Raw genomic sequence first — 14598 nt, forward strand, 5'->3', positions numbered from 1 at the left:
AGTGATTTGAGGTTGATTAAAACCTATTAAATTCAATTTTTGAAAGACACAATTTCAAAAACCAATTTTCAGTTCTTGATGATTTTTTGTATTTTTAGAGAAAGTATTTTCAATGAAAAAGAAATTGGTGGTATTATCTGGTGCAGGAATTTCTGCAGAAAGCGGAGTGAAAACATTTCGTGATTCCAATGGTTTGTGGGAAAATCACCGAATCGAAGATGTAGCAAGCCCAGAAGGTTATGAAAGAAATCCCCAGATGGTTTTGGATTTTTATAATGCAAGAAGAAGACAGCTGAAAGAAGTTTTTCCTAATGACGCTCACAAAATTTTAGCAGAACTTGAAGAATTTTTTGATGTGGAAATTATAACCCAAAATGTAGACGATTTGCATGAAAGAGCCGGCTCCACTAAAATCGTTCATCTGCATGGAGAGCTAAAAAAAGCCAGGCCCGTAAACTCTGACAAAAAGGCAATTCCTTGGGAAGGAGATTTGAATTTGGGTGACTTGAATTTTGAAGGAATTCAGCTTCGGCCGCACATTGTTTGGTTCGGCGAAATGGTTCCAGAAATGAACAAGGCCATTGCAATTGCAGAAAAAGCAGATATTTTTTTGGTTATTGGTACCTCGCTTCAGGTTTATCCCGCTGCAAGTTTAATACATTACATCCCAAAGAACTGCGATTTATTTGTGATTGACCCACATTTAGAAAATAATTTCGCAAAGGAACAAAACTTTTTTAAGTCATCCGCAACAGCGGGGATGCGACAGCTAAAAGATATCTTAACAAAAAAAGAGTAACCAATGGCTACTCTTTCTTTTGCTTAAAAAAAAATATTAATGAAGAAAAAATGATTTCGAAAATGGGTAGTACCAAATTTTCTTAGGTCAAAGATAGGATGGGTATAAAAACAAAAAAAGAGTGAAAACACCCTTTTTTTATTTTCAGTAAATCATTTGTAAAAGATTATCCTTTCAAAGCTTTAATTTTCTGAGTCAGCTCTGGAATAATTTGGAAAGCGTCACCCACAACACCATAATCCGCAGATTTGAAGAACGGCGCTTCCGGGTCGCTATTAATTACCACAATGGTTTTAGAAGAATTCACTCCCGCCAAATGCTGAATCGCTCCGGAAATCCCCACCGCAATGTAAAGATTCGGTGAAATTGCTTTTCCGGTTTGTCCAACGTGTTCAGTGTGTGATCTCCAACCAATATCCGAAACCGGCTTTGAACAAGCAGTGGCTGCACCCAAAGTATTGGCCAAATCTTCTATCATTCCCCAGTTTTCAGGACCTTTCATTCCACGACCTGCAGAAACCACTACTTCCGCTTCCTTCAAGTCGAGTTTTCCTGAACTTTGCTCGTGAGAAAGCACTTTGGTATCTTCATTTGATACCGCCAAGTCTTTCACTTCTTCTGAACCTGAAACAGGATTTTCCTTGATCCCGAAAGCGTTCTGAGAAACCGTAACGATCACGTTTGCTGCATCAGCTTTTGCATGCATAAATCCTTTCCCGGAAAACGCTTTTCTTTTCACTTGGAATGGTGAAGTGTTTTCTGGCGCTTCCAGAGCATTGGTGATTAAAGATGCATTTTTCATGATTGCCAACATTGGTGCAACTGAAGAAGCGTCTGTTGTATGTGGAAAAACGATGATGTTTCCATTTGCCACTTCATTCACAGCCTGTGCATAAGCTTTTGCGCTGAAGTTTTTCAAACCATCATCTTTGATGTTGATCACGTTGGATGCTCCATATTTATACAATAAATCTGACGAATCATTTGGGTTGATTGAAACTGCGGTAACGGTGTCGCCTGTTTTGTCTGCAATTGCTTTTGCATAAGAAACCGCTTCAAAGGCTGCCTTTTTGTAGACTCCGTTTATATTTTCTGCATATACGAATATTGCCATTTTAAGAAATTTTGAATGTTGAATTATAAATTTTGAATTAGATCACTTTAGCCTCTTCATGAAGCAATCTCACCAATTCATCTAAATTATCAGGAGAAACCATTTTCACGGCAGCTCTTGGTGGAACCGAATCGTAAGAAACACCTTCCACTTTTACTTCTGTTGAGGTTGGTTCCTGAACCTGCAAAGGTTTTGTTCTTGCCCCCATAATTCCTCTCATGTTCGGGATGATCAAATCTTTTTCATCCACCATGCCTTTTTGTCCAGCGATTACAGCGGGAAGTTTTACGGAAATGGTTTCTTTACCGCCTTCGATTTCTCTAACTGCGGTTGCTTCACCTCCATTCACTTCTAAACCAACACAAGCGTTTACAAAAGGTTGGTTCAACAATTGAGCAACCATTCCCGGAACAGAACCGCCATTATAATCGATGGATTCTTTACCGCAAAGAACCAAATCGTAACCTCCGTTTTGAGCGACTGTTGCGATTTCTTTCGCAGTGGAATAGCTGTCTTTTGGTTCGAAATTTACTCTCACTGCATCGTTTGCTCCGATTGCCAAAGCTTTTCTGATTACGGGTTCGGTTGTATTATCTCCAACATTTACCACTGTTACAGTCGCTCCTTGCGATTCCTGCAGTTTGATGGCTTTTGTTAAAGCGAACTCATCCAAAGGATTGATTACCCACTGAATTCCGTTTTTGTCGAAAGCAGATTTGTCTGCCGTGAAATTAATTTTCGAAGTAGTATCGGGAACACTACTGATACAAACTAATATTTTCATATGTTCTTGATATAATTATTAAATTCAAATTTTCACAAAAAACCAAAGCAAGCTCGCTGAAAACCATTTTTTTGAAAAATAAATCAAAAAGTAATTTAGAGCAAAACACCCTAAAATTGGTACTTTTTAATAGTACCGCATTTCCGTTTTGGGTTTTTGCTAAGATAAATAAAAAATATATTATGCATGCATAGTATTTCGAAAAATTTCTATTTCACACATAATTTAACTGTTTGGTTTTAAAGGTCTCACCTCTATTTTGCTCGGTAAAGTTCGTGGATTCATCTTAAAAATATCCATGATCAATTCGCCAATATCTTCGGGTTGAATTTTCCAGGCATCATTTTCAGAAGGTTTATTTCCGTTAAAATAAGTGGAGACCGAACCAGGCATAATGGTGGAAACTTTAATTCCATATTTTCTTAAATCAACCATTGCGGCTTGCGTAAAACCAACTGCGCCGAATTTCGAGGCATTGTAACCTGAACCTTTTTCAAAGAAATTTGTTCCCGCCAAACTTGAAATGGTGATGAAATAGCCTTCTGTTTTTTTCAGTTCTTCAACAGAAGCTTTCAGCGTGTAAAAAAGTCCTGTAAGATTGGTATCAATCATTGCATTCCAATCTTCGGCAGAAAGTTCATCAACTGGTTTGAAGATTCCTAAACCCGCATTGGCAATAACGTAATCCAACCTCCCGAATTTTTTGATGATTTCTGCAACTGCTTTTTTTTCCTCCTCCATATTTTTGACGTCAGAAGAAATTCCCAAAACCTTGGAGTCATCGTCTGACAAAGCTTTGGCGGCTTCTTCAGCATCTTCTCTTTTTCTCCCCGAAATGGCTACATGAATTCCATTCTTTAATAGTACTTCTGCGATACCGAAACCTATTCCTTTGGTTCCGCCTGTGATGTATGCTACTTTTTCTTCCATTCTAAAAAATTTGTTGGTAAGTTACGTAAAACGGCACAAATAACCGAAATCATCCTCACATTTTCTGACATTTTATAAAAAAAAACGCCCCTTAAAAAAGGGACGTTTTGAACTTTCAATCTGATTTTTTATTTCTTAATAAATTTCAATGTTTGAACATCTTTATCAGTTTCTATTGCTAAAACGTACACGCCTTTTGTAAGGTTTCTTACATCTACAATATTATTGTTCATTTTTGCATCTGCAGCTTTTTTACCTGTTGCATCAAATATTTTTACCGATTTTAATTTATCAGAAGATTTAATTGTTAAGAAATCGGCTGTAGGATTTGGATAAATAGATACTTCTGCTTTAGATAATGTTGCGCTTTGGGCAGATAAATTTAATCCATCGGTTGATACTGCACTTGCGGAATAACTATCCACCGCACTAACGTGTGCAATTGTGTTACCTGTTGCTACACCAGAAATGAAATCATGTTCATCTGGATTTACATTCGGCAGCATTGCGAAAGTATTTGTACCACTTACTCCAGACTTTACATAATAGGTTCCACCCGGATAAGTCCAAGAGATCGTTCCAGTAGCAAAATCATAAGTGTAGCTTACCGGAATCCAAGTATTTGCCTCGTAAGTTTGCGTTCCTAAAGTAAAAACGTAATTAGCAGCTGCACCACCGTTAAGACTTAATCTTGCATAACCTTTAATTGTTTTAGTTGGGTAATCGTACACAATTCCAGCAATAGGAGTAAATGCTGCATCATAACAAAGCGATCTTAATGCTCCTACACCGGTTCCTGCTTGCGCCCCTGTGTAAAACTCAGTTTGAACTTTAAGAACATTGTTTCCAGCTGTTCTGTTTGTCCACGGAGTTGCCAAACCACTTGTGATGAAAGCGTACTTGGTTCCTGTAGCAGCAGCTCCCGTAATTTGTAACGAATTACCATGTGCACCATCAATGGATACAATCTGATAGTCTGTTGCAACACCGCCCGAAGTTGCAAACCCGCCTTGGGTTCCTAAATTGCCTACAGTTAACGCATCAAAATTGTTTGATTCAAGTACTTGTGCGTTGATTTGGGTCATGAGGGAAACTCCCGCAGAAAGTAAAATTTTCTTCATAAGATTAAATAAATATTTTTTTTTAAGATCGCAAATCTAATTAAACCTTATAAAAATGACAATTAATTTATAAGTTTTTTTTTGAAAATTAGAATTAGGAATTACTCATGAAAAAACCAGAACTAAATATTTAGTTCTGGTTATGATTAATTTCCTAATAAAGAATTTAAAATTTTTATTCTTTGATAAATTTATCTGTTACTACACCTGAAGCGGTTTCAGCTTTAATGATATAAACACCTTTTGCGAGATTTCTTACATCCACTTCATTGTTAGAAAGATTAACAGTAACATTTTTACCAGAAGCGTCAAAAACAGACACCGATTTCACCTTTTCTTGTGAGGTAAACTTCAAATAGTCTGAAGTTGGATTAGGATAAACTGAAACCTTTTTGTTTGCGTTTGCATTTGAAACGGCTGCAATTGGTCTATCTACAGAAAAAGTATCAACACCAATAATGTCCGAATTTGCTCCACTTGGTCCTCCGTTAGTTACATAATATCTGAAAGCGAATCTCACAGGAACTGGAGTTGAACCAACTCCACTAACAGTGAAAGTATACTTTGTCCATGTATTAGGATAAACAAATCCGCCTGCTAAATTTGGATTTACGGTAACTCCTAAATTGGTAAAAGAACCTACATCAGAGGCGCCACCTGAAGGAACAACGTGTGTAGCGGCTGAACTGTAGCGCAACTCCAATCGATCCGGATAATCAGTTGTTCCATTTGTTCCTTTTCTGGTGTAAAAACTTACAACATCACCATCCATTACATTTACAACAGGCGTTATCATCCAATTGCTAATAATTCCTGTTCCACTTGTACTGGTGTAATTTACCAAGGCAAAAGAATTTGATCCACCAGATTGACCTACAGGAATTACACCTGTAGTCGAGCCAAAAATTGGGCTGGAAGAAGTTGTGTAAGCAGCTTTGCTCCAAATTGTAGCTGTCGAAGGGGTACTTTGATTAGTTAATGTAAAGTCTGCACTAAAAGGACTATCAAACCCATAACTGTACACATTTGATTGAGCATTTAAATTTCCAATAATTGCAAATGCTCCTAGAAGTAAAAGTTTTTTCATAATAAAAAAATGATTAAATATTGTTACGTTGTAAATATAAAAAATTATTTTAATTTAGTTAGTTAATTTTAAAGATTGTTGAGAAAAAATCATAAAAAACTTTCTAACCGCTTAACATTCAAATGAATAAAAAAAAAGCCCAATTTAGGGCTTTTTATAGTTAAAAATTTTCCAAATCAAGCTTTAGAATAATTCTCAAAAAACAACGGGATACTTTCAATTCCCTTGTAAAAATTGAACAATCCATAATGTTCGTTCGGCGAGTGAATCGCATCAGAATCCAAACCGAATCCCATCAAAACCGACTTCGCTCCCAAAACTTGCTCAAACATCGCTGTAATCGGAATACTTCCACCACTTCTGTAAGGTAAAACCTCTCTTCCGAAAGCCTTTTCCATCGCTTTTTTAGCCGCCAAAAATTCTTTGGTATCGCTCGGTAAAACATAAGGCATTCCACCGTGATGTGGAGAAACTTTCACCTTCACATTTTTAGGAGCGATTTTCTCAAAATATTTGGTGAACTTTTCGGTGATTTCAGCGGGAGTTTGATAAGGAACCAATCTCATTGAAATTTTTGCGTACGCTTTTGAAGGAATCACCGTTTTTGCGCCTTCTCCCGTGTAACCGCCCCAAATTCCGTTGCAATCCAAAGTTGGACGAATCGACGTTCTTTCCAAAGTGGTGTAACCTTTTTCACCTTCTACCCCATTCAAACCGATGGATTTTTTGAAGCCTTCAGGATCGTCTTTCAATTTGTTCATTTCTGCTCTTTCTTCAGTAGAAACCACATCAACGTTATCGTAAAAACCGTCAATTGTGATATGTCCGTCTTCATCAATTAATTTCGCAATCATTCTGCTCAAAACATGAATTGGATTTGGAACCGCACCTCCGTAAAGTCCGGAATGCAAATCTCTGTTTGGACCTTCAACTTCCACTTCCACATAACTCAATCCGCGCAAACCTGTTGTAACAGTCGGTTGTTCGTTGGAATAAATATGAGTATCGGAAATTAAAATTGCATCGCATGAAAGTTTATCTGTATTTTCTTTCACGAAAACTTCCAAATTTTTTGAGCCCACTTCTTCTTCGCCTTCAATAATAAATTTTACGTTGCAAGGTAAAGTGTTGGTTTTCATCATGGCTTCAAATGCTTTGACGTGCATAAAAAACTGACCTTTATCGTCTGCAGAACCTCTAGCAAAAATGGCACCTTCTGGATGAAGTTCAGTTTTTTCAATATAAGGTTCAAAAGGTGGCTTCTTCCACAAATCAAGCGGATCAGGTGGTTGAACATCGTAATGTCCGTAAACCAAAACCGTAGGTAAATTCTTATCTAAAATTTTCTCGCCAAAAACAATAGGATATCCGTTTGTTTGGCAAACTTCAACGTTGTTTGCTCCTGCATTTTTTAAGTGTTTCGCCACTTCATCCGCACACTTCAACACTTCATCTTTATAAGCGGGATCCGCAGAAATGGAAGCGATTTTTAGTAATTCGAAAAGTTCATCGACGAAACGCTGTTTGTTTTCGTTAATGTAATTTAGGGTTTCCTGCATTTTATTTCTATTAATTTATTTGAAAAAGGAATCTTGTAAAAGTAAAAAAAATGCCTCACCGAAGCAAGACATTTATATGGTTTAAGATTTCTTTAAGACTATTTCGCGAAACGAACCGACATTTTTCTGTCAACCGCTCTTTCAGCATCTGAAGCTTCTTTGGCAACGGTCGCAAACTTACTTCCGTAACCTTCCGCGCCCAAAACTTGTGCTCCAACTCCCGCTTTTCCTAGTTCAGCTTTAATGAAGTTTGCTCTATCTTGAGACAATTTCACGTTTGCAGCTTCATCTCCTGTTTTATCGGTGTAACCACCGATTTTGATTTTCGCATCGGGATAAGCTTTTAAGATTGCAGCCAAATTCTGAAGTTGTTCCGCAGAACCCGCCTCCAATTGATTTGCAGAACCCATTTTGAAATTCACTTTGTCGAAATTGTACCATCTGTCTTTCAAAGCAGCGTCATCCGCAGCATTTTTGTAACCGTCGGATTTCAGAAAAGAAATCATGGAATCTTCCAAACCGCCTTTGTAACCTTGCAAAGCAACACCATTTAAGTCGATGGCAACGTTAGATTTTGCAGCAGCGCCTTCAGTTCCGTGTGTTGCAGCAGTTGCGTGACCGCCTTCGTTGGAACCAATTTCGATGTCGCTGTATCTTTCCACACCTTCTTCCAATTTGATCACTCCCTTGTTAGAACCTGCCTGAATTTTTTTGCAGCTCACCACAAAACTTGCCAATGCCACTACTAATACAATTTTCTTCATATCTAAATCTAGATTTTATTTGATTTTCAAAACTTTGCCAAAAGTAAGAAATATTAGCATTTTCAGCAAAAATTTTACACAGATTTCATGATAACTTTTCCTTTTTCGGTTTGGGTAAAAATCAAATACTGATTTCCGCCATCCGAAATTTTATATTTTTTCTTGATTTCATCGGGAGTTAAAGGATGATTTTTGGAAATAATGTTGAATTTATCACCTTTTCTAATCTGTTTGGAATCAATGATTTCAACTTTTAAAACTCTCCCTGAAAAATTTTCAAGCTTTGAATCTTTGGTATAAAAGTGCGTATTCGGATGAAGCTTTTTTAATCCGAATTTTTCTGAAACCGAATTAAAAGCTCCCGATTTTAACACCGAATTGTTTGGAATGCAAAGATATTTCAACGGTTCTGAAAATTCTGAAACTGCCTTTTTTTCATCGTTAAAGTGGTATGAAAATTCAGCATCATCACTTTCAAGATTGATGGATTTGATTTCAATGTTTTCAGTTTTAGTATTAGAATTGATAAAAACCAAGAGTTCTTTCACTTCATTTTTTACTGCGATGATTTCAATTTTTGAAATGTTTTCCAAAGCAGAAATTAAGTAGGAAATATCGATTAGTGGTGAAAGTTTAATGATGATTTCGTCTGAAATTTCTCTTAATTTTTCCTGAATTTCCAAAAGGTTCGGCGACAAATCTTCGAGCAGGAATTTCTTATTTTTATGTTCGTCTCTTCTTGCAGGATCGAGATAAACCAAATCGAACTTTTCTTGATTTTGCTTTAAAAACTCTTCGAGATTTTCATTAATGAAAATGGCTTTTCTTCCGAGAATTTCCCAATTGTGTTTGACGATTTCTAAGAGTTCGGGATTATGTTCTATTAAAGTAACCTCTTGATAATTTTTGGACAAAAAATAAGCGTCAATTCCAAATCCGCAAGTTAAGTCGAGAAACTTTTTACCTTTTAAATTTTGGGCTTTAAATTCTGCGGTACATTGCGATGAAGCTTGCTCTAAATTAAGATTGGGTGGAAAAACGATATTTTCTTTCAGCAGAAACGGGAACTTTTTTTCAGCAACTTTTTTGCCTTTAATTTGTTGAACGATTTCCTGCATAGAAACTTCGGGAAACGGTGATTTCTTTAACAACAAAGAATGCAAATCGGTTTTAAGATTTGTATTGATGAAATTTTGAATTTCTTGATTGAAGTATTTCATGCGCACAGATTTTACAAATATGCACGGATTTTTTTCAGTAATATTTTGGATTGTAATTAAACATTTTAACTGTGAAAATCTGTGGAATCTGTGAGAATAATTACTCAAACATTTCTGCCAAACGAACTTTTTTGATTTCTTTTGCCGAGTACAAATCTTCTGCAGATTTTGTTTTTTCCAATTTCGGATAAAGATTGACACCGATTAATTTCAGTTTGCCTTCTTCAATCCATTTTTGTTCTTCGAGGGCGTGTTGGTAAATTTTGTTTTGAACTGTTCCCGATTTTAATAATTCACAGTAACCTCCTGCTTCTTCGATTTCGAGGAACAATTTCCAAGATTTTTCGGCGAATTGTTGGGTGATATTTTCGATGTAATAACTTCCGTTTCCTGCGTCATCAAAAACATTGATGATACTTTCATAGGCCAAAACAATTTGTTGCTTGAAAGAAATTTCTTCGGAAAGCGCATCAGAATTTTGAATTTTGAAATCATTTGTAAAAACAGCATCTGCTCCACCAATCATCGCAGCTGAAAGTTCTAAAGTCGAACGAATCAAATTGTTTTCAGCATCGTTTTTTGACTTATTTCTTAAAGATGTTTCCGCAAAAATGTATGGAATTTCATCCAACCCAAATTCTTGTGAAAGTTGGTTGAACAATAATTTAAAAGCTCTTATTTTCGCAATTTCAAAGAAGTAATTTCCACCGACAGCAAATCTGAAAATCAGTTTTTTCAGAATTTCCGCACCGAAAACTTCGGTTAAATCCTTCGCTTTCGCCAAAGCAAATCCCAATTGTTGATCAATAGAAGCTCCCGAATTTTGGTGTAATGAAACATCGACGCAAATATTTCTCTCAAAGTTTTTGGCTAAAAGTTCTTTTCCGAGTTGCTCATTGATTTCGCCTTTGGAATCATCAGAAAAAATGTCGATTAATGAGAAATATCGGTTGTTTTCGTCAATTGAAATGTGTTCCGCCAAATCTTTGTTGTGCACGAAAATCACTTTCTCATCAAGGTCTTCCACATTTTCATCCAATAAAAACGCAAAAACATTTTCCTCCAAATCTTCATGATATTTTGCAACCAAATTGGTTGATTCCTCCACTTTCGGAAGATTTTTCAAAGGTTTAGAAACCGCATCGTAATAAGGCTTCACCTCGATTCCTTCCAAGTTTTCTTTGGAAAGGATAGAATAAATATCATCGGTTTTCAGTTGCTTTTGAACTAGATTTTCCCAATCGGAAAGCGAGACGTTTTTAAACATAACTTTTTTTGTTTCAAGTTTCAAGTTTGAAGAATTCACCAATGACAGCGATATGAATTCACCATTCACTTCCATAAGAAAATTCACAATTCACTTCTAAAACCACTTGGCTCTTGGTTCTTTTTACTTGGCTCTTTTCAAATTTGTAGAATCCACCACCAAAATAAAAATCTCTTCATTTGGTTTTTTCATGAAGTAATTTTCGCGGGCAAACTTCTCTTTTTCTGATTTGTTGTTCATCAGTTTTTTGTAGAATTCGTCGTTTTTTTGGTATTCAGATTTATAGTAAGCGAGCTGTTCTTCGTATTTGTTGATTTCGCCGTTCAATTCATTCACCACTAAAAACGAAGTGTTGTCGAAGAAAACCATCCACACCAAAAACAAAAAAATCGTCACAAAATATTTGTTCAAAACATATTTCTGAATGAACTTGAAAGTGGCCGATTTGGGTTTTATTTCCTTAATTAATTCCTTCATTTCAGTGCGATTTTTTCAGGGTATTATTAATGACGGTCGAAAGAAAATCAATAGCGACGGTGTTTTGCTTCATATTCGGAACAATCAAATCTGCCTCGTTTTTAGAAGGTTCGATGAATTCCTGATGCATCGGTTTCAAAGTGGTTTGGTAACGGTGCAGAACTTCCTGCAAATCTCGTCCCCTTTCTTGCGTATCTCGACGAATTCTACGAATCAGTCTTTCATCGGAATCGGCATGAACAAAGACTTTTAAGTCATATTCCTTCAAGAGTTCTTTGTTGGTTAGAACCAAAATTCCTTCCACAATCAAAACATTTTTCGGGTCCACTGAAACAAAATCTCCCGTTCTGGAATGCGTCACAAAAGAGTAAAGCGGCTGCTCAATCGTCTCATTATTTTTCAACATTTTCACATGCTTAATCAACAAGTCAAAATCGATGGATTTTGGATGGTCGTAATTCAGCTGCTCTCTTTCTGAGAGTGTAAGGTGTTGATTATCATGATAATAATTATCCTGTGAAAGAACATTCACTCCTTCCACATTCAGTTGCTGAAGAATTTTGTTGACCACCGTGGTTTTTCCTGAACCAGTTCCGCCTGCAATTCCGATGACGAGCATAAAATTTGTTTTTACAAATATAGGATTTTGTATGAATTTTCGGAATAAATAAAGGATGATTTTATTACGTTTAAAAATTTTTCACCGCAAAAGAATCAAAAGAAATTTTGGTGATAAAGAAAATTCAAAAGAAGGCAAACTTCTCCTTTTACTAACTTAAATCCAAAAAACCATTGATGGCGATCACTTTTGTCACTTTTGCGGTGGAAACTACCCTTTTCTCTCGATTCCAAAAACGTAATAAACCACCGCAAGAACTCTCGCAAAAAATTCCCGCGACTGATTTCGGTAATAACTCTGATTGCTCAAAACATCCTGTGCATCGAAACCGAGCGCATTCATGTCATTATTTCTCGCGTAAAAAAGCGCACGCAAATTGTGAAATCCCTGTGAAACAATAATCACGTTATTCTGTTTGTAAATATTTTTGCAGTTATTGATGCTTGCTTGGGTTTTAAAACCTTTCGGATCCTCTGTGATAATGTTTTCGGGAACACCTTCTTGGTAAACCAAATAATTTTTCATGGCAAAAGGTTCGTCGTAACCTTTGCTTTTCTCGCCGCTCACAATGATTTTCTTGATTTTTCCGTGGTGATAAAGCAGTGCGGTTGCATCCATTCTAGAAGTAAAATAGGGATTAGAAATTCCCGATTTCATTTTCGGCGAGGTTCCCAAAACGAGTGCGGTTTCACGTGGCGGGATTTTAGAAATTTTGGTAAAAGTTCTTCCGTTGGTTAATGCAAATACCCAAACATTTGCCAAAATCATCAGCAAAATCGCTATTTCCACCAAGGTGAAAAATGATTTTAATAAATCGAGTATTTTTTTCACTAATAAACTTTTATGGCCACGAATTCACGAATAATTTTTTTACTATTTAAAAAGAGTAAAGTTAATATTTAAAACATCTGCGCAGTCTGCAAAATCTGCGAGAGCAACATTAAACCAAATCGAAATTAACCTTTATTTTTTTACTTAAAACCACCGACATACACGCCAAAATTCTACCCGAAGCTTCTTCGTTTTCAGTTAAGTATTCGTTTTCCAATAATTCGACTTCGCCTTCTTCTAAAACACATTCACAACTCCCACAAATTCCTGATTTACAAGAATATGGAACAGGAAATCCTTGAATTAGAAGTTCCTGCAAAAGTCGTATTCTATTGTTTTTCAAAGTCGTTTTGTATTCATTTCCGAAAAGCTTAAAATCGACTTCAATATCTTCTATTAAAGGAAATTCTTTTTCCTGAGGATAAATATCTTCGTTGTATTCCTCGAAAAGTTCAAAATGAATGTTCTTTCTCGGAATTCCGTTGTTGTAGCAAGCGTTTGCAAGCGATTTTATCATCTCACCTTTTCCGAAAATCAACACTTCATCCACCGAATCCCAAAGTGTAGATTCTTCGTCGGTTTCGTCAATCATCATCAATTGATTAATAATTAAGACGACTTTTTTTTCATCCAGTCTTCCTTCCAAAAAGGCATTCCCTACTTTTTCTCTCGAATAAAAATAATGGATATCGAGTCGGTCTTTATGTTGTGAAATCAATTCATCTAATTCATTCTTAAAAGGAACACCGTCTCTCGTTTTGTTTCCGTAAAAAAGAAAAAGCCGCGTTCGCGGTTCGTTGTGCAGAATGTTTTTGAAATGACTGATCAAAGGCGTAATACCAATTCCACCCGCAAAACCAATGATGGTGCGGAATTCGTGAGGTTTTGAAACCAAGGTAAATCTTCCTTTCGGTTCGGAAACTTCTACAAAATCGCCGATTTGAAAGTCGTTGTACAAATCTTTTGTGGAACTTTCTTCGGTATTAATTTTAATTCCCAAAGCAATCTTTTCTTCGTAAGGAGCGGAAGTCATGGAAAAATCGTTGTAGTAAATTTCTCCTTTTGAAGGATATTTTAAAGTTACATACTGTCCCGCCTCAAATTGGAAATTGCTTTTCAAGTTTTCGGGGACTTCAAATTCCATTGAAAAAGTGTTTTTGGTCAGTTGTTCCTTTTTCGCTAATTTTAGCAGGTGAAAATTGCCCTGTTTTGCTTTGGGTAAAAGATTTTCCATAATAATTGAGATTCAAAAATAATAAAAATAAAATGAAATCGCCACTGGAAACTTTCCAATAAAATTTATTTTAAAAATTGGCGATTGCATGAGACAAATAAAAAAATTAGAAATTCTTATGAAAAAAATTGTTTTAGGTTTGATGTTTTTAATAACACTTTCCGCCTGTAAAAAAGATACGAAAGTGGCTGAAAATACAGACAATATCCAAACCGATTCCATAACCGTACCTGAATCCAACGAACCAACTGGAGCGGTAATTCCGTTTAAAGAAATTGAACTTTCTCCTGAACAGACTTCAAAAATCTTGGCAAAGCAGAGCAACGACACTTTATATGTCACCAATTTTTTCGCGACCTGGTGCGGTCCATGTATGCGTGAAATTCCGCATTTTAAAGAAAAAATGAATGAGTTAAAATCGCAACCTGTGAAATTTACTTTTGTAAGTTTGGATGAAAAAGCGGATTGGAGTACCAAAGTAAAAGCGTTTGCAGAAGAAAATAACCTTTCAAAAAACATCGTCCTTTTAGACGGAACAAAACTGACTCCTGAATTTTTTCCTGCGAATTTTAAACAATGGGACGGTGGTTCAATTCCGTTTACTTTTATGAGAAAAGGAGATAAAACTGACGAAACGGTGGGAATGATGAGCGCGGAAATGCTCAGCGAAAAGTTGAATTCTTTTAAATAAAAAGAACACAAATTCCACAGATTTTCTAACATTTGAAAATCTTCAAATTGATAAAAAACTTAAGAAAAATATATTCATCTGCGTAAATCTGTGAAGTCTGT

At 36.1% G+C, this 14598-nt stretch carries 15 protein-coding genes; 2 read left to right on the forward strand and 13 right to left on the reverse strand.

What is annotated here, in order from left to right; translation table 11 throughout:
- Positions 1-112: 112 nt before the first annotated feature.
- Positions 113-799 carry an SIR2 family NAD-dependent protein deacylase gene (locus J4771_RS02735; RefSeq protein WP_224136175.1) on the forward strand — a complete coding sequence of 229 codons (687 nt, stop codon included), beginning with the start codon at positions 113-115 and terminating at the stop codon, positions 797-799.
- Between the two features lie 166 nt (positions 800-965).
- On the opposite strand, the gene J4771_RS02740 is transcribed toward J4771_RS02735, so the two are convergent.
- The 13 genes from J4771_RS02740 to J4771_RS02800 all read right to left on the reverse strand — a co-directional run bounded on the left by J4771_RS02740 (position 966) and on the right by J4771_RS02800 (position 13806).
- The gene (locus J4771_RS02740; protein WP_224136177.1) at positions 966-1913 is read right to left on the reverse strand and encodes an electron transfer flavoprotein subunit alpha/FixB family protein; all 948 of its coding nucleotides are present in this window, start codon (positions 1911-1913) and stop codon (positions 966-968) included.
- Positions 1914-1950: 37 nt separating this feature from the next.
- A complete protein-coding gene (locus J4771_RS02745) occupies positions 1951-2697 on the reverse strand; it encodes an electron transfer flavoprotein subunit beta/FixA family protein (protein WP_224136179.1) in 747 nt (248 codons plus the stop codon).
- Positions 2698-2922: 225 nt separating this feature from the next.
- Positions 2923-3627 (reverse strand): SDR family oxidoreductase, encoded by a 705-nt coding sequence (locus J4771_RS02750; protein WP_224136181.1) that lies wholly within the window; start codon positions 3625-3627, stop codon positions 2923-2925.
- Between the two features lie 128 nt (positions 3628-3755).
- Complete coding sequence (locus J4771_RS02755; RefSeq protein ID WP_224136183.1) at positions 3756-4748, reverse strand: T9SS type A sorting domain-containing protein; 993 nt, start codon at positions 4746-4748, stop codon at positions 3756-3758.
- A 175-nt stretch (positions 4749-4923) separates the two neighbouring features.
- The gene (locus J4771_RS02760; protein WP_224136185.1) at positions 4924-5835 is read right to left on the reverse strand and encodes a T9SS-dependent choice-of-anchor J family protein; all 912 of its coding nucleotides are present in this window, start codon (positions 5833-5835) and stop codon (positions 4924-4926) included.
- A 176-nt stretch (positions 5836-6011) separates the two neighbouring features.
- Positions 6012-7394 carry a dipeptidase gene (locus J4771_RS02765; RefSeq protein WP_224136187.1) on the reverse strand — a complete coding sequence of 461 codons (1383 nt, stop codon included), beginning with the start codon at positions 7392-7394 and terminating at the stop codon, positions 6012-6014.
- 98 nt (positions 7395-7492) lie between these two features.
- Positions 7493-8158, reverse strand: a complete 666-nt coding sequence (locus tag J4771_RS02770) for an OmpA family protein (RefSeq protein ID WP_224136190.1) — start codon at positions 8156-8158, stop codon at positions 7493-7495.
- 74 nt (positions 8159-8232) lie between these two features.
- Positions 8233-9378, reverse strand: coding sequence for a class I SAM-dependent methyltransferase (locus J4771_RS02775; RefSeq protein WP_224136192.1), 1146 nt, complete (start codon positions 9376-9378; stop codon positions 8233-8235).
- A 100-nt stretch (positions 9379-9478) separates the two neighbouring features.
- Complete coding sequence (locus J4771_RS02780) at positions 9479-10645, reverse strand: methylmalonyl-CoA mutase family protein (RefSeq protein WP_224136195.1); 1167 nt, start codon at positions 10643-10645, stop codon at positions 9479-9481.
- 123 nt (positions 10646-10768) lie between these two features.
- Entirely contained in the window at positions 10769-11122 is a 354-nt protein-coding gene (locus tag J4771_RS02785) for an FtsB family cell division protein (protein WP_224136197.1), read from the reverse strand.
- Position 11123: 1 nt separating this feature from the next.
- On the reverse strand, positions 11124-11741 hold the full coding sequence (gene udk / locus J4771_RS02790; RefSeq protein ID WP_224136199.1) for a uridine kinase: 618 nt from the start codon (positions 11739-11741) through the stop codon (positions 11124-11126).
- 210 nt (positions 11742-11951) lie between these two features.
- The gene (locus J4771_RS02795) at positions 11952-12509 is read right to left on the reverse strand and encodes a SanA/YdcF family protein (RefSeq protein ID WP_224137739.1); all 558 of its coding nucleotides are present in this window, start codon (positions 12507-12509) and stop codon (positions 11952-11954) included.
- A gap of 172 nt (positions 12510-12681) precedes the next feature.
- Entirely contained in the window at positions 12682-13806 is a 1125-nt protein-coding gene (locus J4771_RS02800; protein ID WP_224136201.1) for a 2Fe-2S iron-sulfur cluster-binding protein, read from the reverse strand.
- A 118-nt stretch (positions 13807-13924) separates the two neighbouring features.
- Between J4771_RS02800 and J4771_RS02805 the strand changes: the two genes are divergently transcribed.
- Entirely contained in the window at positions 13925-14497 is a 573-nt protein-coding gene (locus J4771_RS02805; RefSeq protein WP_224136203.1) for a TlpA family protein disulfide reductase, read from the forward strand.
- The last annotated feature ends 101 nt before the right edge of the window (positions 14498-14598 follow it).

This window comes from Candidatus Kaistella beijingensis (genome assembly GCF_020084865.1).
GTDB classification, from domain to species: Bacteria; Bacteroidota; Bacteroidia; order Flavobacteriales; family Weeksellaceae; genus Kaistella; species Kaistella beijingensis.